The 18,711-nt window shown below is 72.5% G+C and carries 16 protein-coding genes, 1 tRNA gene and 1 riboswitch; of the genes, 12 read left to right on the top strand and 5 right to left on the bottom strand.

Annotated features, from left to right (window positions below; translation table 11 throughout):
• Positions 1-225: 225 nt before the first annotated feature.
• Positions 226-864, top strand: coding sequence for a SurA N-terminal domain-containing protein (locus KSNIM_RS16075; protein ID WP_263103898.1), 639 nt, complete (start codon positions 226-228; stop codon positions 862-864).
• A gap of 64 nt (positions 865-928) precedes the next feature.
• Positions 929-1,921, top strand: coding sequence for a MazG family protein (locus KSNIM_RS16070; RefSeq protein WP_263103897.1), 993 nt, complete (start codon positions 929-931; stop codon positions 1,919-1,921).
• Here the strand turns inward: KSNIM_RS16070 and KSNIM_RS16065 are convergent.
• Positions 1,879-2,307 (bottom strand): SDR family NAD(P)-dependent oxidoreductase, encoded by a 429-nt coding sequence (locus KSNIM_RS16065; RefSeq protein ID WP_263103896.1) that lies wholly within the window; start codon positions 2,305-2,307, stop codon positions 1,879-1,881. The genes KSNIM_RS16070 and KSNIM_RS16065 overlap by 43 nt on opposite strands.
• Positions 2,308-2,559: 252 nt before the next feature.
• On the opposite strand from KSNIM_RS16065, the gene KSNIM_RS16060 reads away from it, so the two are divergent.
• From KSNIM_RS16060 to KSNIM_RS16030, 7 genes are all read left to right on the top strand, one after another.
• A complete protein-coding gene (locus KSNIM_RS16060) occupies positions 2,560-3,849 on the top strand; it encodes a cytochrome P450 family protein (RefSeq protein ID WP_263103895.1) in 1,290 nt (429 codons plus the stop codon).
• A 192-nt stretch (positions 3,850-4,041) separates the two neighbouring features.
• Positions 4,042-4,228, top strand: a riboswitch (cyclic di-AMP (ydaO/yuaA leader).
• A gap of 4 nt (positions 4,229-4,232) precedes the next feature.
• Positions 4,233-5,069 (top strand): LysM peptidoglycan-binding domain-containing protein, encoded by an 837-nt coding sequence (locus KSNIM_RS16055; RefSeq protein ID WP_263103894.1) that lies wholly within the window; start codon positions 4,233-4,235, stop codon positions 5,067-5,069.
• A gap of 204 nt (positions 5,070-5,273) precedes the next feature.
• Complete coding sequence (eno, locus tag KSNIM_RS16050; RefSeq protein ID WP_263103893.1) at positions 5,274-6,560, top strand: phosphopyruvate hydratase; 1,287 nt, start codon at positions 5,274-5,276, stop codon at positions 6,558-6,560.
• 105 nt (positions 6,561-6,665) lie between these two features.
• Positions 6,666-7,100 (top strand): FtsB family cell division protein, encoded by a 435-nt coding sequence (locus tag KSNIM_RS16045; RefSeq protein WP_263103892.1) that lies wholly within the window; start codon positions 6,666-6,668, stop codon positions 7,098-7,100.
• A complete protein-coding gene (locus tag KSNIM_RS16040) occupies positions 7,097-7,747 on the top strand; it encodes a DUF501 domain-containing protein (RefSeq protein ID WP_263103891.1) in 651 nt (216 codons plus the stop codon). The genes KSNIM_RS16045 and KSNIM_RS16040 overlap by 4 nt, the downstream gene beginning before the upstream one ends.
• Complete coding sequence (locus KSNIM_RS16035; RefSeq protein WP_263103890.1) at positions 7,744-8,685, top strand: Ppx/GppA phosphatase family protein; 942 nt, start codon at positions 7,744-7,746, stop codon at positions 8,683-8,685. The genes KSNIM_RS16040 and KSNIM_RS16035 overlap by 4 nt, the downstream gene beginning before the upstream one ends.
• Before the next feature lie 439 nt (positions 8,686-9,124).
• Positions 9,125-10,498 (top strand): NAD(P)/FAD-dependent oxidoreductase, encoded by a 1,374-nt coding sequence (locus tag KSNIM_RS16030; RefSeq protein WP_263103889.1) that lies wholly within the window; start codon positions 9,125-9,127, stop codon positions 10,496-10,498.
• A gap of 303 nt (positions 10,499-10,801) precedes the next feature.
• On the opposite strand, the gene KSNIM_RS16025 is transcribed toward KSNIM_RS16030, so the two are convergent.
• Positions 10,802-13,360, bottom strand: coding sequence for an ABC transporter permease (locus KSNIM_RS16025; RefSeq protein WP_263103888.1), 2,559 nt, complete (start codon positions 13,358-13,360; stop codon positions 10,802-10,804).
• Positions 13,361-13,410: 50 nt separating this feature from the next.
• Positions 13,411-14,184, bottom strand: coding sequence for an ABC transporter ATP-binding protein (locus KSNIM_RS16020; RefSeq protein WP_263103887.1), 774 nt, complete (start codon positions 14,182-14,184; stop codon positions 13,411-13,413).
• Between the two features lie 307 nt (positions 14,185-14,491).
• Here KSNIM_RS16020 and KSNIM_RS16015 point away from each other — a divergent pair.
• The 3 genes from KSNIM_RS16015 (at position 14,492) to KSNIM_RS16005 (ending at position 16,025) form a co-directional block, all read left to right on the top strand.
• Positions 14,492-14,576: transfer RNA gene (locus KSNIM_RS16015), tRNA-Leu, on the top strand.
• A gap of 109 nt (positions 14,577-14,685) precedes the next feature.
• Complete coding sequence (locus tag KSNIM_RS16010; RefSeq protein ID WP_263103886.1) at positions 14,686-15,573, top strand: Bax inhibitor-1/YccA family protein; 888 nt, start codon at positions 14,686-14,688, stop codon at positions 15,571-15,573.
• Between the two features lie 113 nt (positions 15,574-15,686).
• Positions 15,687-16,025, top strand: a complete 339-nt coding sequence (locus tag KSNIM_RS16005) for a hypothetical protein (RefSeq protein WP_263103885.1) — start codon at positions 15,687-15,689, stop codon at positions 16,023-16,025.
• An 82-nt stretch (positions 16,026-16,107) separates the two neighbouring features.
• Here KSNIM_RS16005 and KSNIM_RS16000 read toward each other — a convergent pair whose 3' ends face one another.
• Together KSNIM_RS16000 and KSNIM_RS15995 are read right to left on the bottom strand one after the other, a co-directional pair.
• Positions 16,108-17,022: a hypothetical protein gene (locus KSNIM_RS16000; RefSeq protein ID WP_263103884.1), complete on the bottom strand. Its 915-nt coding sequence runs from the start codon at positions 17,020-17,022 to the stop codon at positions 16,108-16,110.
• 418 nt (positions 17,023-17,440) lie between these two features.
• Entirely contained in the window at positions 17,441-18,661 is a 1,221-nt protein-coding gene (locus tag KSNIM_RS15995; protein WP_263103883.1) for an acetyl-CoA C-acetyltransferase, read from the bottom strand.
• Positions 18,662-18,711 lie beyond the last annotated feature (50 nt).

The raw sequence follows: 18,711 nt of genomic DNA, 5'->3' as shown, positions 1-18,711 counted from the left end.
CGGCTGTTCGTCCCGGCCGCGCCGCCGCCGACCCCGGTGCCCGGCAACCCGTACGCCGCCGGCGGCTGAGCCCGGACGGGCCCGCACGCCCGTCCCGGCGGCGGGGGTCTGGGCAACGCGCGGACGGCTCCCTATTGTTCACTCCAGTCAGGAGAACCACCGGGCGCCGGCCGCGCCCCACGCACCGGACCCGCACAGCCCCACCCACCGCACGGGAGGCACCACGTGATCCGCACCCGCTCCGTCCCCCGCCCGGCCCGGACGGCCGCCGGGATCCTGCTCGCGGCCGCCGTGCTGACCGCGTGCGGCGGCTCGCCGGCCCACCAGGGCGCCGCGGCCGTGGTCGGCGGCGAGCGGATCGAGATCGCCTCGGTGCAGGCCAAGGTCGGCGCACTGCGCGATGCGACGGCCGCGGCCGCCCCGGGCGGCACCGGCACCGAGCAGGCCGGGCTGGTCCGGCGGACGGTCGCCGAGCTCGTCCTCGACCGGGTGATCGCCCGTGCCCTCGCCGACCGCGGCCTGACCGTCTCCGAGGGCGAGATCGCCCGGGCCCGGCAGACCGACGCCCAGATGCTCGGCGGCGACGCGGCGCTGGAGCGCCAGCTGCTGCTCCGCCAGGGCGTCGCCCCCGCCGACGTCCCCGGCTTCTACCGGCAGCAGATCGGCATCAAGAAGATCGCCTCGGCAGCCGGTCAGGACGCCCGGACCGAGCAGGGCGACACCGTGGTCCGCAAGGCCCTCGCCGACGCCGGCCGGGAGCTCAAGGTCGACGTCAACCCCCGCTACGGCCGCTGGGACCCACAGAAGATCGCCCTGGTCGACAGCACCACCGACTGGCTGCCGCAGCGCGCGCCGTCCGCCTGACCGGCCCGACCGCGACGCCACGGGGACGCCCCGGGGCCCCGCCGCGGGACGGTAGGTTCGGGGTGTGGAGACTCCGAAGCTGATCCTGCTGACCACCACCCACCGGGTCGCCCCCGGCCTGCTGTCCTGGCCGGCCTGGGAGGCCCTGCGCTCGGCCAGCCGGGTGCTGGCCGCCGACCCGGAGCACCCGCAGCTGCCGGCGCTGCGGCAGGCCGGCGTCGAGGTGGAGACGGTCGAGCGGACGTCCGCCCCGGCGCTCGCCCGGATGCTGACCGAGGCCGCCCCGGTGGTCTGGCTGGGCAGCCCGGACGGCGACCCGGGCCTCACCGACGCCCTGGCCCGGCTCGCGGTGGAGGAGGCGGGCAGCGCCCCCGAGATCGAGCTGCTGCCCGGCTCGTACGACCTGCCGGGGGCGCGGCTGCTCGACCTGGCCTCGGTGATGGACCGGCTGCGCTCGCCCGGCGGCTGCCCCTGGGACGCCGAGCAGACCCACGAGTCGCTGGTGAAGTACCTGGTCGAGGAGGCGTACGAGCTCGTCGAGGCGATCGAGGAGGGCGACCGGGAGACGCTGCGCGAGGAGCTCGGCGACGTCCTGCTGCAGGTCTTCTTCCATGCGCGGATCGCCGAGGAGCACCCGGAGGACCCGTTCTCCGTCGACGACGTGGCCGGCGACATCGTCGAGAAGCTCATGTACCGCCACCCGCACGTCTTCGGCGACGTGGAGGCGACCGGCTCCGCGCAGGTCGAGGCCAACTGGGAGCAGCTCAAGGCCGCCGAGAAGCAGCGCGAGTCGGTGCTCGACGGCGTCCCGGCGGGCCTGCCCGCACTGGCGTACGCGGCGAAGCTGGTGTCCCGGGTGCGCCGGGCCGGCTTCACCGCCGTGCCGGACGCCCCGTACGAGCTGCCGCAGGAGCTGACCGCCGAGAACGCCGGTGAGCTGCTGCTGGCGGTGGCGCAGCGCGCCTACGACGCCGACGTGGACGTCGACGCGGCGCTGCGCGGGGCGGCGCGGCGCTACCGGACGGCCGTGCGGACGGCCGAGGGGCTGTCGGACTGACGCTGCGGCGGGACGACCTCGCTGATCGCCTCGCCGACCAGCGCGAGCAGTTCGGCCAGCGGGGCGAGGTTGTCGTCGAGGTCGGCGAAGGAGACGATCCGCTCGCCGTGCGGACCGGCGACGGCGAAGAGGTCGATCCGGCCGAGGTGCTTGCTCGCCGTGTCGACCAGGGCGGCGACGTCGCTGGGCTGGTGGACGTCGCCGCTGACGCCGACGACCGGGCAGCCGGGGCGGTCGAGCTCGGTGGCGAGGTCCTCCGCGACGCCCGGGCGCAGATCGGCGACGAGCATGCCGGCGGCGCCCGCGGCGGCGAAGCGGCGGGCCAGATCCGCCCCCTCGCCCCCGCTGAGTACGGCGATGACGACCACTGCCCCGGCTACTCGCACGGCCTGCTCCTCTCTGAGCACGACACCCCGCGGGCGGCTCCGCACGTCCGCCCTCACGGTTATCGGAGGATCGTAGGCACCTCGCGACCCTCCGCAACAGGGATTACCCCCCAGGTGACCAGGCTCACGCCCGTCCGGGCCGATCGGATCCGGCCGTCCCGCACGGCCGCTGTGCACGGCCCCTCCGCGCGGCGTCCCGGCGGCCGGAGCGGGCCGGTCCGAGGGGCGCCCGCCAGCGGATACGGTCGGGGCATGCCGGAGACCCCCCGACCCGACGACCGACCCGAACTCTTCACCTGGGAGTTCGCCGCCGACCCCTACCCCGCGTACGCCTGGCTGCGCGAGCACGCGCCGGTGCACCGCACCACGCTGCCCAGCGGGGTGGACGCCTGGCTGGTGACCCGGTATGCGGACGCCCGGCAGGCCCTCGCGGACTCCCGGCTCTCCAAGAACCCGGTGCACCACAGCGAGCAGGCGCACCGCTCCGGCCGGGTCGGCATCCCGGGCGAGCGGCAGGCCGACCTGATGACCCACCTGCTGAACATCGACCCGCCGGACCACACCCGGCTGCGCCGGCTGGTCTCCAAGGCGTTCACCCCGCGCCGGGTGGCGGAGTTCGAGCCGCGGGTGCAGCAGCTCACCGACCGGCTGATCGACGAATTCGCCGGGCGCGGTACGGCCGACCTGATCCACGAGTTCGCCTTCCCGCTGCCGATCTACGCGATCTGCGACCTGCTCGGCGTGCCGCCCGAGGACCAGGACGACTTCCGGGACTGGGCCGGGATGATGCTGCGACACACAAAGCCGGGGCACCCCGGCGGGCAGCGCGGCGGCGTCGGCCGGGCCGTGAAGCGGATGCGCAGCTACCTGGCGGAGCTCATCCACCGCAAGCGGGCCGACCTCGGCGACGACCTGATCTCCGGGCTGATCCGGGCAAGCGACCACGGCGAGCACCTCACCGAGAACGAGGCCGCGGCGATGGCCTTCATCCTGCTGTTCGCCGGCTTCGAGACCACCGTCAACCTGATCGGCAACGGCTTGTACGCGCTGCTGCGCAACCCCGGGCAGCGGGCGCTGCTGCAGGAGTCGGTGGCGCGCGGCGAGAGCGGCCTGCTGGAGACCGGGATCGAGGAGCTGCTGCGCTACGACGGCCCGGTGGAGCTGGCCACCTGGCGGTTCGCCACCCGGCCGCTGGCGATCGGCGGGGTGGATATCCCGGTCGGCGACCCGGTGCTGGTGGTGCTGGCGGCGGCCGACCGCGACCCGGCCCGGTTCCCGGACGAGAACACCCTCGACCTCGCCCGCACCGACAACCCGCACCTGGGCTTCGGCCACGGCATCCACTACTGCATCGGCGCCCCGCTGGCCCGGCTCGAGGGCCGGACGGCGCTGGCGACCCTGCTGACCCGGCTGCCGGACCTCGCTCTCGACGCGGACCCGGCCGACCTGCGCTGGCGCGGCGGCCTCATCATGCGGGGGCTGCGCGAGCTGCCGGTCACCTTCACCCCGGTGGGGCCGTCCGGGCGGCGCGACACGGTCTGACGGTGTGTCGTACCGATCGAAATCGGCCGGATCTGAACACTCGTCAATCAGGGCTCACCTGCATCGTTCGTGCGCGATAATCGGTTCTCCGTAATTCCTCCGTGATACCCGCGATATGAGCTTGTGATCGCTCGTTCGATCTGCTTACTCTCCCGAACAGTCCGCAGCAGCGGACCCCGGCACGGCAACGCCGAATCCTGTCCGCCGTGCCCGGGCCTCACGACCGAGACCAAGGACAGGGGCGGGGGAACCACGTTCGTCGCCGTCCCCACGGCTAGGGGTGAAGCCGCGTCAGCAGGGCCCCTCCTGCGGCCGCGGCCGGGCCAAGCCTCCCGGTCCGAACCCGACAGCTCACCTCGCAGGCGTTCGGAGAGGGACAACCCATGCTCTTCACCGGACCTGGCCGCCACCGCCGCAGGACGTCCGCCGAGAAGGCGGTCGCCGTCGCGGGTGTCACCGGAGTCGGCCTCGCCCTGCCGCTGCTCACCGCGGGCGGAGCCCATGCCGCCCCGGTCTCGATCTGGGACAAGGTCGCCCAGTGCGAGAGCGGCGGCAACTGGAAGATCAACACCGGCAACGGGTTCTACGGAGGACTGCAGTTCACCGCCCGCACCTGGAAGGGGTACGGCGGCGCCCGGTACGCCCCGCTCGCCCACCAGGCGAGCAAGGCCGAACAGATCGCCGTCGCCGAGAAGGTGCTGGCCTCCCAGGGGCCCGGCGCGTGGCCGGTGTGTTCCAAACGCGCCGGCCTGACCCGCGCGTCCGCCGCGAGTACCGGCGGGACGCGCAGCGGCACCGGGCAGGGCCCGGGTCCGTCGGCCCCCTCGTCTCCGGCGCCCCGGTTCCCCGGCCGCGGCGGCTTCGACGCCGACTCCGGCGTGTACTGGTACCAGAAGGACGACCAGTGGTACTGGACGGCGCACGAGGAGATCTACCAGCGCCATCTGCCGCCCGTGCCCACCGAGCCGGCCGGCGGTGACGACGGGGTCGCCGACGATGACGGGGCCGCCGCCGACGACGGCGAGCGCACCCTGCAGGCCGTCCCGGTGCCCGCCCTCGGCCGCGAGCCGTACACCGTGCAGGCCGGCGACACGCTGTCCGGCATCGCCGCCGCGCACGAGCTGCCCGGCGGCTGGGAGCAGCTGTACGCGAACAACCGGCAGGTCGTCGGCGCCGATCCGGACCTGATCCTGCCCGGCCAGCAGCTGCGCCTGGCCTGACGGGCCGGCACGGTACGAACGATCCGTCCGCCCGTGGGGCGACACCCGCGGGCGGACGGCCGGTTCTGTGGTCCTTCAGGTGAACTACCGGCGAGTAGTCCGGTCACACGGTGAGACAGGGCCATGCGCGGCACGGCCCGGCGGGCCCGTGCGGTTAGGCTCTGGTCGTAACGACCCTCATCCGCTTCCGCTAGGAGATGCCTCGTGCCGTCCATTGATGTCGTCGTAGCCCGCGAAATCCTCGACTCCCGCGGCAACCCCACGGTCGAGGTCGAGGTCGGCCTCGACGACGGCAGCACCGGTCGTGCCGCTGTCCCGTCCGGTGCCTCCACCGGTGCCTTCGAGGCCCTGGAGCTTCGTGACGGCGACAAGAACCGCTACTTCGGCAAGGGCGTGGAGAAGGCCGTCCTCGCCGTCATCGAGCAGATCGGCCCCGAGCTGGTCGGCTACGACGCCACCGAGCAGCGCCTGATCGACCAGGCCATGCTCGACCTGGACGCCACCCCGGACAAGTCCTCGCTCGGCGCCAACGCGATCCTCGGCGTCTCCCTCGCCGTCGCGCACGCCGCCTCCGAGGCCAGCGACCTGCCGCTGTTCCGCTACCTCGGCGGCCCGAACGCCCACGTCCTGCCCGTCCCGATGATGAACATCCTCAACGGCGGCTCCCACGCGGACTCCAACGTCGACATCCAGGAGTTCATGATCGCCCCGATCGGCGCGGAGTCCTTCTCCGAGGCCGTCCGCTGGGGCGTCGAGGTCTACCACACCCTCAAGGGCGTGCTGAAGGAGCGCGGCCTGTCCACCGGCCTCGGCGACGAGGGCGGCTTCGCGCCGAACCTGGACTCCAACCGCGAGGCGCTCGACCTGATCGTCGAGGCCATCAAGAAGGCCGGCTACACCCCGGGCAAGGACGTCGCGCTCGCCCTGGACGTCGCCTCCTCCGAGTTCCACAAGGACGGCGCCTACACCTTCGAGGGCAAGGCGATCTCCTCCGCCGAGCTCATCGACTACTACGCCGAGCTGGTCGCCGCGTACCCGCTGGTCTCCATCGAGGACCCGCTGGACGAGTCGGACTGGGACGGCTGGAAGGCCATGACCGACAAGCTGGGCGACAAGGTCCAGCTGGTCGGCGACGACCTGTTCGTCACCAACCCGGAGCGCCTGCGCCGCGGCATCGAGACCGGCACCGCCAACGCGCTGCTGGTGAAGGTCAACCAGATCGGCTCGCTCACCGAGACCCTGGACGCCGTCGAGCTGGCCCAGCGCAACGGCTACCGCTGCATGATGTCGCACCGCTCCGGCGAGACCGAGGACGTCACCATCGCCGACCTCGCCGTCGCCACCAACTGCGGCCAGATCAAGACCGGCGCCCCGGCCCGCTCCGAGCGCGTCGCCAAGTACAACCAGCTGCTGCGCATCGAGGAGATCCTCGACGACGCCGCCGAGTACGCCGGCCGGGGGGCCTTCCCCCGCTACAAGTACGAGGGCTGAGGGCTGACACCCGCGGGCTGACACACGGCCGCTGGACCGGTGCCCCGGCAACCACCCCGTAGGGTGGGGGCCGGGGCACCGGCGTGAGCAGGAGGGGTACGAGCGATGTGGAAGATCCCGGGACTGGCGGGGCGTCCGCGCTTCACCAGCCGCGCGACCGTGCTCGTGCTCGTCCTGTGCTCGCTGGTGGCGATACTCGCCTACCCCACCCGGCAGTTCCTGACGCAGCGCTCGGAGATCGCCGACCAGCGGGCCCGGGCGGAGAACGCCCGGCAGCAGGTCGACGAGCTCCGGCGGGCGAAGGCCCGCTGGCAGGACCCGGAGTACGTGAAGGCCCAGGCCCGCGAGCGGCTGCACTTCGCGATGCCCGGCGAGACTCCGTTCGTCTCGGTCGACCCCTCCGCGCCCCCCGGCCCGGCCTCCGCCGACGCGCTGCCCACCGGCCCGGTCAGGGCGGCCAAGCCCTGGTACACCACCGTCCTCGAGTCGGTCGACCTGGCCGATTCGACGCCCGCTCCTCACGAAGACAGCACGCCATGACCTCTGAACAGCACCCCGCCACCGACGGCACCGTGTCGGACGCCGACGTCGCCGCCATCGCCGCCCAGCTCGGCCGGGTCCCGCGCGGGCTGCGCGGGGTGGCCCACCGCTGCCCCTGCGGCAACCCCGACGTGGTCGAGACGGCACCCCGGCTGCCCGACGGCACGCCCTTCCCGACGCTCTACTACCTGACCTGCCCCAAGGCGGCCTCGTTGATCGGCACCCTGGAGGCCGACGGCGTGATGAAGGATCAGAGCGCCCGCCTCGCCGAGGATCCGGAGCTCGCCGCCGCCTACCGCGCGGCCCACGAGGACTACATCGCCCGCCGCGACGCCATCGAGGTGCTGGAGGGCTTCCCGAGCGCCGGCGGCATGCCCGACCGGGTCAAGTGCCTGCACGTGCTGGTCGGCCACTCGCTGGCGGCCGGCCCGGGCGTCAACCCGCTCGGCGACGAGGCCATCGGCATGCTGGAGGACTGGTGGGCCAAGGGCCCGTGCGTCTCCCCGGCCGAGGTCGAGGCGGCCGGCGAGCGGGTCGTCCGCAACCGGGCCAAGGACCAGGACCACGCCGCGGTCATCGCGGCCAAGGAGCAGAAGACGGCGGAGCGCGCGGCCAAGCGCGCCCGCGCCGAGGAGGAGGGCCAGTGACCGTCACCCGGGTCGCCGCGATCGACTGCGGCACCAACTCGATCCGGCTGCTGATCGCCGACCTCGACCCGGCCACCGGGGAGATCGCCGACCTCGACCGTCGGATGATCATCAACCGGCTCGGCCAGGGCGTCGACTCCACCGGCCGACTCCACCCGGACGCCCTGGAGCGCACCTTCGCCGCCTGCCGCGAGTACGCGGAGATCATCGCGGCGCACGGCGTCGGCCCGGAGCGGATCCGCTTCGTCGCCACCAGCGCCTCCCGGGACGCCGAGAACGCCGCCGAGTTCACCGAGGGCGTGCGCGGCATCCTCGGCGTCACCCCCGAGGTGGTCAGCGGCGACGAGGAGGCCCGGCTCTCCTTCACCGGTGCCACCAAGGAGCTCACCGGCGGCTCCCTCAAGCCGCCGTACCTGGTCTTCGACCTCGGCGGCGGCTCCACCGAGTTCGTGCTCGGCGGCGAGGAGGTGCAGGCCGCCCGCTCGGTCGACATCGGCTGCGTCCGGATGACCGAGCGGCACTTCGGCGGCGCCGAACTGCCGACCGAGGATCAGATCGCCCGGGCCAAGGCCGACATCCTCTCCGCGCTGGACACCGCCGCCGAGGCGGTGCCGCTCACCGAGGCGGCCACCCTGGTCGGCCTGGCCGGCACCGTCACCACTGTGGCCGGCATCGTCCTCGGCCTCCCGGAGTACGACTCCGCGAAGATCCACCACGCCCGGCTGGGCGTCGAGCAGGTCCGCGAGACCGCGACCCGGCTGCTGCACTCCACCCACGCCGAGCGGGCGGCGATCCCGGTGATGCACCCGGGCCGCGCCGACGTGATCGGCGCCGGCGCCCTGGTGCTGCTGGAGATCATGGAGCGCACCGGCGCCGCCGAGGTGGTCGTCAGCGAGCACGACATCCTCGACGGCATCGCCTGGAGTATTGCCCGCTGAGGCATGCGGGGGCTTACCCGAGCGGCCCCGGAGCGCCGAGATGCCACCCGGCAGGCGCCCGGGGCCGCCCGCTGCGCGGCGTGTCGCCAGAACCTTCGTGAATTTCTTCACATGGCCGACCAGCCTTTCGACGCACTCCGGTGTCCGCTCCGTCCGTTATGTGGGACCGAAGGTCGCCCTCCGTGTTCGACCAGCGGATCGCAGGCAGGGCTCGCCGATGGGCGATGGATTCGAAATTTCACGCGGGAACTCCGGTGCCACCGGGATCGTTGCTGCTCAGCAGGGCCGTGACCGCCCACCGGCTCACCCCGCACCCCCCGCCGCCGTGAACGGACGGCCACACCCCCGAAATGCGGGCGCGCAGTGTAGCAGAGGGTGTCCAGAGGCTTGTGACGGGCCTCACGAAGTGCCCGTCAGATGGGGGTGGATACTTTCCGATATGAGCACCACGGAGCGTCCTCGCATCCTCATTGTCGGCGGTGGTTACGTCGGCCTGTATGCCGCGATGCGCATCCTCAAGAAGATGCGTTACGGCGAAGCGACCGTCACGGTCGTCGACCCGCGGTCGTACATGACGTACCTGCCCTTCCTTCCCGAGGCGGCCGGCGGCAACGTCGCGCCCCGCAACCTCGTCGCGCCGCTGCGCAGCGCCCTCAAGAAGGCGGAGGTGCTCACCGGTGCGGTCACCGGTGTGGACCACGCCCGCAAGGTCGCCACCATCCAGCCCGCGGCCGGCGACTCGTACGAGCTGCCCTTCGACTACCTGGTCGTCGCCACCGGCTCGGTCTCGCGCACCTTCCCGATCCCGGGTCTCGCCGAGCACGGCATCGGCATGAAGACGGTCGAGGAGGCGATCAGCCTCCGCAACCACGTCATGGCGCAGCTCGACAAGGCCGAGTCCACCACCGACGCGGACGTCCGCCGCAAGGCGCTGACCTTCGTGGTCGTCGGCGGCGGCTTCGCCGGTGTCGAGACGATCGCCGAGATCGAGGACATGGCGCGCGACGCGGCCAAGATCTACAAGACCGTCAGCCGCGACGACATGCGCTTCATCCTGGTCGAGGCGGCCAACCGCATCCTCCCGGAGATGGGCCCGGACCTCGGTCTGTGGACCAAGGAGAAGCTCGAAGAGCGCAACATCGAGATCTACATCGAGACCTCGATGGACTCCTGCGTCGACCAGCACGTCGTCCTGAAGAACGGTGTCGAGGCCGACGCCTCCACCATCGTCTGGACGGCCGGCGTCAAGCCGAACCCGGTGCTGGCCAACTTCGGCCTCCCGCTCGGCCCGCGCGGCCACGTGGACACCGCGCCGACCCTGCAGGTCCAGGGCTTCGACTACGTCTGGTCCGCCGGCGACAACGCCCAGGTGCCGGACCTCGCCGTCGGCGAGGGTGCCTGGTGCCCGCCGAACGCCCAGCACGCGGTGCGTCAGGCGCTCGTCCTCGCCGACAACGTGGTCTCCGGCATGCGGGGCTTCCCGCAGAAGGAGTACAAGCACAAGAACCTCGGTGCGGTCGCCGGTCTCGGCCTGCACAAGGGCGTGGCGATCCTCTTCGGCAAGTACAAGCTGAAGGGCCGTCCGGCCTGGTGGTTCCACCGCCTGTACCACGGCAGCCGGGTGCCGACCATGAACCGCAAGATCCGCGTGTTCACCGACTGGACCCTCGCGATGTTCCTCAAGCGCGAGACCGTCGGCCTCGCCGAGATGGAGAAGCCGTTCGAGGCGTTCCAGGAGGCCGCCGGCCCCGCCAAGCCGATCCCGGCCCAGGCGAAGCCGGCCGCCGAGAAGGAGCTGGCGGCCAGCAAGTAAGCGACTGTGGCCCCGGCCGAGCAGGTCGGGGATGAGTCGGAGGCCCTCCGCCCGGCAACGTCGCCGGACCACGACCTCCGTGGTGCTCAGCCGGCCGTGCGAGCCGGGCGGAGTACAGAAGTGACCGAAGGCCCCCGCCGTAACCGGGCGGGGGCCTTCGGCGTGCCCGGGGCCGTCCGTGAGGCCTGCGGGGCGGCCCGGGGCAAGCCGCTCCGGGGAGGCGTCCGGGCTCCTCCAAAGGCCCCGGGAACACCGCAGGGCCCCCGGCACCGACGGGGTGCCGGGGGCCCTGCGGACGGTGCGTCAGTCCGTCTTGATGGCGCCCAGGATGTCCAGGCGGGCGGCCCGGCGGGCCGGCCAGATGGCCGCCACCATGCCCACCAGCCCGGCCAGCGCCAGGAAGACCAGCAGCTTGCCGTAGGGGAGGACCGTGGTGAGGCCCGGCAGGCTGGACTCCAGGGTGCCGTTGACCGCCCAGGCCAGGAAGCAGCCGAGCAGGACGCCGATCACCGCGCCGAACATCGAGATCACCACGGACTCCAGGCGGACCATCCGCTTGACGCCCCGGCGGTCCAGGCCGATCGCCCGCAGCATGCCGATCTCCCGCTTGCGCTCGAAGACCGACATCGCCAGCGTGTTCACCACGCCGAGCACCGCCACCAGCACCGACATCGCCAGCAGGCCGTACATCAGGTTCAGCATAAAGGTGATGATCTTGCTGAACTCGTCGCGGATGTCCTGCTTGGTCTTCACGTCGATCACCGGGTTGCTGCCGGTGGCGTCCTTGATGGCCTTGCGCAGGCCGTCGTTGGGGCCGTCGGCGGCCTTCACCAGGATCTGGGTGACGTACGGGTCCTCGCTGTGCTTGAAGACCTCGGTGTTGGCCATCACGACCGGGGAGAGCAGCTCGTTCTTCTTGAAGACGCCGCCGACGGTGACCTGGGCGGTGCTGCCGTCCGGGTACTCGACCGGCAGCACCGAGCCGACCGCCCAGTTGTTGCTCTTCGCCGTCTCCGCCTGGACGAGGACCTGCCCCTGGCCCAGCGCGGCCGTGGAGCCGCTGTCCAGGGTGAGCGCGACCACCTTGTCGACCGCGGCGGCGTCGACGCCGCTGATCGCCCGCTGGGAGCCGCCGAGCTTCCAGTAGACGTCCGACATCGGGCTGACTGCGGCGACCCCGGGGACCTTGGCGACCGCGGTGGCCAGCTTCGGGTCCGGCGAGATGCCGTTGGCGGTCTTGATGCTGTAGTCCGCCGTCATGCTGCTGGTGACCGACCGGTCGACGGCGTCGCCGACCGAGGCGCCCAGCACCGTCAGCGAGCTGACCAGGGAGAGGCCGATGGTGAGCGCGGCCGCGGTGGCGGCGGTGCGGCGCGGGTTGCGCACCGCGTTCTGCTGGGCCAGCCGGCCGGCGGTGCCCGCGGAGGCCCGCAGCAGCGGGCCGACCAGCGCGATCACCGGGCGGGACAGCAGCGGCAGCAGGATGAAGATGCCGATCAGGGCGAGGCCCGCGCCGGCCGCCACCGGCACCCGGCCGGAGGAGTTGCCGGACGCGGCGCCGAGCGCCACCAGGCCGAGGCCGCCGGCCGCGATCAGACCGCCGATGATGTTCCGGACGATCAGGCTCTTCTGCGCGGCGGGCTGGTCGCCGCTGCTCATCGCGGCCACCGGGGCGATCCGCGAGGCGCGGACGGCGGGAAGCAGCGCGGAGAGCGTCGTCACCACGACGCCGACCACCAGCGAGACCACCACCGTCGCGGGCGCGACCACCAGGGGGCCGGCCGGCAGGCCCGCGTCCAGCGCGTCGAGCACCGCCCGCATGCCGGCGCCGATCCCGATGCCGGTGGCGAGGCCGGCCGCCGAGGCGATGACGCCGATCAGCAGCGCCTCGATCAGCACCGAGCGGGTCACCTGGCCGCGGCCGGCGCCGACCGCGCGCAGCAGTGCCAGCTCACGGGTGCGCTGGGCGACCAGCATGGTGAAGGTGTTGGCGATGATGAAGATGCCGACGAAGAGCGAGATGCCGGCGAAGGCGAGCAGCGCCGTCTTCATGCCCGTGGTGCCGTCGGCGATCATCCTGGTCTGGCGGTCGGTCAGCTCCTGGCCGGTCTCGGCCTGCATCTGGTCCTTGCCGGGCAGCACGGCGGTGATCTTCTGCAGCAGCTCGTCCTGCGAGGTGCCGGGCTTCGCGGTGACCGCGACGGTGCTGTACTGGCCGGGCGCGAGGAGCAGCTTCTGCGCGGTGGCCCGGTCGAAGAGGGTCAGCGTGCCGCCGGACTCGACCTCGGGGTCGTCGGTGGTGAAGACGCCGACCAGGGTGCGCTCGGTGGCCGGGCCGTCGGAGGCGATCCGGACGGTGTCGCCCAGGTGGTAGCCGCCCTTGTCGGCGGTGCGGCGGTCGAGCGCGATCTCCCGCTCGGCCTGCGGGCCGCGACCCTCGGCCATCGGGTAGCGCGGGTCCTTGCCGGAGGCGTCCGGGGCGAAGTTGCCGCCGCGGGAGCTCCAGCCCTGGCCGATCAGGTCGCCCTTGCGGTCGGCCACTCCGACGAAGCCGCTGACGTTGCCGCGGGCCCGCTCGGTGCCGGGCAGCGCGGCGATCTTCGCGACGGTGTCGTCGGTCAGCTTGCCCCGGTTGGGGCCGCTGCGGTCCTTGGCACGGAAGGGGGAGTCCGCCACCGGGTCGGTGACCAGGACGGAGATGTCCGAGTAGCTCTTGGAGAGGCTGTTCTTCATGGCCTCGCCGAGCGTGTCGGAGAAGACCATGGTGCCGGCCACGAAGGCCGTGCCGAGCAGGACGGCGAGCGCCGTCATCAGCAGTCGGCCCTTGTGGGCCAGCACGTTGCGCAGTGCGGTGCGGTACATGGCTGTGTGAGTCCTGGAGGTGTGGGTGCGGGCGGGCGGCGGACGCCGTGTCAGCTGGTGCGGCCCTTGGCGTCGAAGCGGCGCATGCGGTCCAGGACGGAGTCGGCGGTCGGGGCGGTCAGCTCGTCGACGATCCGGCCGTCGGCGAGGAACACCACGCGGTCGGCGTACGAGGCCGCGACCGGGTCGTGCGTCACCATCACGACCGTCTGGCCGAGCTCGCGCACCGAGTTGCGCAGGAAGGAGAGGATCTCCGCGCCGGAGCGGGAGTCGAGGTTGCCGGTCGGCTCGTCGGCGAAGATGATCTCCGGCTTGGAGGCCAGGGCGCGGGCGCAGGCCACGCGCTGCTGCTGGCCGCCGGAGAGCTGGGACGGACGGTGCGAGAGCCGGCCGGAGAGGCCGACGGTGTCGACCACGCGGTCCAGCCACTGACGGTCCGCCTTGGTGCCGGCGATGTCCATCGGCAGGGTGATGTTCTCCAGCGCGGTCAGCGTGGGCAGCAGGTTGAACGCCTGGAAGATGAAGCCGATCTTGTCCCGGCGGAGCTTGGTCAGCTGCTTGTCGCGCAGCCCGACGAGCTCCGTCCCGCCGATCGTGGCGGAGCCCGAGGAGACCGTGTCGAGGCCCGCCATGCAGTGCATCAGGGTCGACTTGCCGGAGCCGGAGGGGCCCATGATCGCGGTGAACTCGCCCTGCCCGAAGGCCACGCTCACGCCGTCGAGGGCGACCACGCGGGTCTCGCCCTCCCCGTAGACCTTGCTCAGACCGGTGGCGCGGGCGGCCGCCTGGCCGGTGCGGGCGGCGGGTGCGGTCGTCGTGGTCACGGGGGACTCCTGTCGGGAGGGTACGGGCTCGTCCACTCGATCCTCCCGTGCGTGATCATGGAATCTGTCGCCCCGTCGAACGGTTGCACCCACCACCGCCAGACGTATCCGGAGGTCACCGTTCTCCTCCTGCGGTATGACACCGACCCTGAGGGCCGGTGGCCGGATATCGCTGCGCCGATGGCCGAATCACGGACTGTTCGTCAGATGGCAAGGAAACATGACAACTTCCGGGGGTCGGAACATGCGAAACCGGGACCTCGGCGACTAGGCTCGGGGGCAGCCCGCACGAGGGCGCGCGGTTCACGCCCGGGTGGTGGAACGCAGACACGGGCAGCTTAAAACTGCTTGGCCGCGAGGCCGTGCCGGTTCGAGTCCGGCCCCGGGCACCAGCGCCACCTCGGCGCCGCAGGAGATCCTCCTTACGGCGTACGCGCATTCCTTTGCCAAACCATTACCCTGGTCCCGTGGGCAGCGCCGTGCCGCCCCGGAGGGAATGAGATGAGAAGCAGCAACCCGGTCTTCTCGCGGGAGGGGTCCTTCACCCGCGAGGCCGGATACGCGGGGTTCGACACCACCCGGCAGCCCCACGCCGCCGACCCGTACGCCAACAACCCCTACGCGGCCAACCCCTACGGCGCCAACCCGTACGCGCGTCCCGAGGGCGCCCAGCTGACGGACGACCAGCTCGTCGAGATGTACCGGGCCCCGTCCGCGGGCCCGGCGCAGACCGGCCGGATGACCATGGACGACGTGGTCGCCCGGACGACGCTCACCCTGCTCGCCCTGGTCGGCGCCGGCGCCGTCGCCTGGTTCGCGCTGCCCGACGAGGGCTACGCCTTCGCCGCCGGCGCCGCGTTCGCCGCCTTCGTCGTCGGCCTGGTCATCACCTTCAAGCGCAGCGTCAGCCCGCCGCTGATCCTCGCCTACGCCGCCCTGGAAGGCTTCTTCCTCGGCGCGATGACCAAGGTCTTCAACACGATCTGGCCCGGCATCGCCGTCCAGGCCGTGCTCGGCACCGCCGTGGTCTTCGGGGCCATGCTGATCGCCTACAAGAGCGGCCGGATCCGGGTCACCCCCCGGTACACCCGGATCGGCCTCGCCATCGCGATGGGCTTCCTCGGCCTGCTCCTGGTCAACATGATCGCCTCGATGTTCGGCGCCGACTTCGGCCTGCGCTCCGGCCCGCTCGGCATCGCGGTCGGCCTGGTCGGCATCGCCCTCGGCGCGTTCTTCCTCTCGCTGGACTTCGCCGAGATCGAGAACGCGATCCGGTACGGCGCCCCCGAGCGGGAGGCCTGGCGTGCGGCCTTCGGCCTCACCCTGTCGCTGGTCTGGATCTACCTGGAGATGCTGCGCCTGATCGCCATCCTCCGCGGCGACGACTGACCCCGTCGCCCCCGCGCGCCGCAGCCCCCGGAAGCACCGCTCCCGGGGGCTGCCGCACGTCCGGGCGGCCCGGCCCGGCCGGGTGGACCGGCAGTGCCCGATACCCTCGCTGCATGTCCGAAGCACCCCCGCTGTCCGCCGCCGCCCTGGTCGAGGCCGTCGACCGCCTCGCGGACCGGTTCCGCTCGATGCCGCAGAGCCGGCTGCTCGCCGGGGTGCCCGGCCACCCGTCCCGGGCAGGGGCCGGTCTGGCGCTGGCCCGCAGCCTGGCCGCGGCCGCCCTGGAACTGGAGGGCGAGCCGCCGCGCGAGGTCCCGGACGCCGGCCCGTTCGCGGTCGGCGACCAGCTTGCCGTCGCCGGGCACGACCTGGTGATCGCCGCGCATGACCGCCCGGAGGCCGTGGCCGCCGCACTGGCCGCCGTCCGCGAGACGGAGCGGCTCACCAACTGAGGCACGGAGAACGCCGAGGGCCGGTCGCACGGCCCGGAGGCCGTACGACCGGCCCTCGGCCGGTGTCCCGTCGTCAGGTGGCTCAGATGCTCGCGACCACGCGGTCGGCCAGCACGTACACCGCGTCGTCGTCGGTGGAGAAGGTCAGCGAGTACGAACCGGAGAACCGGGAGCCGCCGAGCAGCCGGACGTCCTCGCCGGCCTGGACGGCGTCGATCAGGCGGTAGGCCGCCTCGCGGTCGCCGGGGGCCACGCAGAGCGTGGTGCCGTCGGCGAAGGCGTACACGTCCAGCGTGCCGAGCGGGCCGGGACGGACGTCGGTGAGGGCGATCTTCTCGTCGGCCAGCACGGCGAGCCGGGTGTCCGTCCACTCGCGGGACGGGGTCTGGCTCGGCACGAAGTCGGGGTGCGAGGGGTGGCGGCGCGGGTCCGGCGCGACGGCCGGCTCGGCCTCGGCCTCGGCGTCCAGCAGGCCGGCCTCCAGGCCGGTCGCGATCAGGTCGGCCTCGCGGCGGGCGCGGGCGTCCGCACCGGCCTCGGCCGGCACCGGCGAGCCGCCCTGCGAGGGGTGTCCGGGGTGCACGCCGCCCTCCGGGCCGCCCTCGTTGATGATGTCCTCGAGCGCGCTGCGCAGCGCCTCGCCGAATCCCGGGTCCATCGTCCCGTTGTCCGGGGCGTTCTCCGGACCGGTCGGCCGCGGGAAGAACAGCGGCCATTCCTCGCCGACGCTCAGGAACGGACCCTCGAACATCGGGGCGTCCTCCGCGGCGCGCGCCTCCTGCTCGGCCCAGAACGCCCGGGCCTCGGTGATCTCCCGCTCCCGGTCCGCCGCGAGCGCCTCGGTGACCGCCCGGCGTATCGCCGCCTCGTCGAGGGCGGTGCCGGCCGGTGCGGTCCGCCGCTCCTCCAGCCGGCGTGAGAGCGCCCGGACCTGGAGCAGCACGACAGTGGCGACGACGATCAGGATCAGCAGCAGAGAGATGTAGACGACGCTCACGGAATGTACTCCTTGCGAGGAGTGGAACGGGGTTGCACGTCCACACTGCCGCATGAGGGGCGGTTACTGCAGTGGTGGATGTCCCATTAATGCTGAACTTCCGCTCTTGTCCCCAAATTGTTAGGTAGTACCTGTCGACGGAGCGGAGTCGAGCCATTCCGCTCCGTCGACGAAACGCCCCGGAAATGCAAAATCGAGGGCCGGACCACGTTTCGCGTGTGATCCGGCCCTCAATTACGGAGTGTCACTCCGAACGGGTGGTTCCCCACCCCTCGTACGGCGTGTCGCGCAGGGCGGACTCGCCTCGCGTGATCAGCTCAGCCGCTCGTGTCCGCGGTCGCGCTGAGCTTCGCCTCCGCTCCGGGCGGATGCCGCCTCCCTCGTTCCTCGGTCGGCGGCCTCCACCCTGCGCTGCGACTCAGCTCAGCCGCTCGATCACCATCGCCATGCCCTGGCCGCCGCCGACGCACATGGTCTCCAGACCGAACTGCTTGTCGTGCCACTGCAGGGAGTTGATCAGGGTGGTGGTGATGCGCGCGCCGGTCATGCCGAAGGGGTGGCCGACCGCGATGGCACCGCCGTTGACGTTCAGGCGGTCGATGTCGATGCCGAGGTCGCGGTAGGAGGGGATCACCTGGGCGGCGAAGGCCTCGTTGATCTCGACCAGGTCGATGTCGCCGATCGACATGCCGGCGCGGGCCAGGGCCTGCTTGGTGGCCTCGACCGGGCCGTAGCCCATGATCTCGGGGGAGAGGCCGCTGACGCCGGTGGAGACGACCCGGGCGAGCGGGGTGATGCCCAGCTCGCGGGCCTTGGTGTCGGACATGATCACCAGGGCGGCGGCGCCGTCGTTCAGCGGGCAGCAGTTGCCGGCGGTCACCGTGCCGTCGGGGCGGAAGACCGGCTTGAGGCCGGAGACGGCGTCCACGGTGACGCCGGCGCGCGGGCCGTCGTCCTGGGAGACGACGGTGCCGTCCGGGGTGGTGACCGGGGTGATCTCGCGCTGCCAGAAGCCGGCCGCGATGGCCTGCTCGGCGAGGTTCTGCGAGCGGACGCCGAACTCGTCCTGCTCGGCGCGGCTGATGCCCTTGAGCGCGGCCAGGTTCTCCGCGGTCTGGCCCATCGCGATGTAGGCGTCCGGCAGCAGGCCGTCCTCGCGCGGGTCGTGCCACTCGCCGCCGCCCTCGGCGGCGCGCTTGGCGGTGCGGGCCTGGGCGTCGCCGAAGAGCGGGTTGGGGGTGTTCGGCATGCCGTCCGAGGTGCCGTTGATGCTCCGCGAGACGGTCTCGACGCCGGCCGAGATGAAGATGTCGCCCTCGCCGGCCTTGATCGCGTGCAGCGCCATGCGGGTGGTCTGCAGGGAGGAGGCGCAGTAGCGGGTGATGGTGGTGCCGGGCAGGTAGTCCATGCCCATCTGCACCGCGACGATCCGGCCGAGGTTGTGGCCCTGCTCGCCGCCGGGCAGGCCGCAGCCGAGCATCAGGTCGTCGATCTGCCGCGGGTCGAGCTCGGGCACCTTGGCGAGGGCGGCGCCGATGATCTGGGCGGTGAGGTCGTCCGGGCGGACGTCCTTCAACGAGCCCTTGAAGGCCCGGCCGATCGGCGAACGGGCGGCGCTGACGATGACGGCTTCGGGCATGGTGGGCTCCTCGCAGATCGGCCGGCTAGCGCGCATTCACTTGAGGGCGC

The sequence above is a fragment of the Kitasatospora sp. DSM 101779 genome, assembly GCF_025655475.1.
Lineage (GTDB): Bacteria > Actinomycetota > Actinomycetes > Streptomycetales > Streptomycetaceae > Kitasatospora.
Note: the sequence above shows the minus strand (reverse complement) of the source record. Positions and strands in the feature narration are given on the sequence as shown.

Coding starts and splice junctions, on each gene's coding strand:
- KSNIM_RS16060 (WP_263103895.1), top strand. CDS start 2,560: ATGCCGGAGACCCCCCGACCCGACGACCGACCCGAACTCTTCACCTGG.
- KSNIM_RS16055 (WP_263103894.1), top strand. CDS start 4,233: ATGCTCTTCACCGGACCTGGCCGCCACCGCCGCAGGACGTCCGCCGAG.
- KSNIM_RS16045 (WP_263103892.1), top strand. CDS start 6,666: ATGTGGAAGATCCCGGGACTGGCGGGGCGTCCGCGCTTCACCAGCCGC.
- KSNIM_RS16040 (WP_263103891.1), top strand. CDS start 7,097: ATGACCTCTGAACAGCACCCCGCCACCGACGGCACCGTGTCGGACGCC.
- KSNIM_RS16030 (WP_263103889.1), top strand. CDS start 9,125: ATGAGCACCACGGAGCGTCCTCGCATCCTCATTGTCGGCGGTGGTTAC.
- KSNIM_RS16025 (WP_263103888.1), bottom strand. CDS start 13,360: ATGTACCGCACCGCACTGCGCAACGTGCTGGCCCACAAGGGCCGACTG.
- KSNIM_RS16010 (WP_263103886.1), top strand. CDS start 14,686: ATGAGAAGCAGCAACCCGGTCTTCTCGCGGGAGGGGTCCTTCACCCGC.
- KSNIM_RS16005 (WP_263103885.1), top strand. CDS start 15,687: ATGTCCGAAGCACCCCCGCTGTCCGCCGCCGCCCTGGTCGAGGCCGTC.
- KSNIM_RS15995 (WP_263103883.1), bottom strand. CDS start 18,661: ATGCCCGAAGCCGTCATCGTCAGCGCCGCCCGTTCGCCGATCGGCCGG.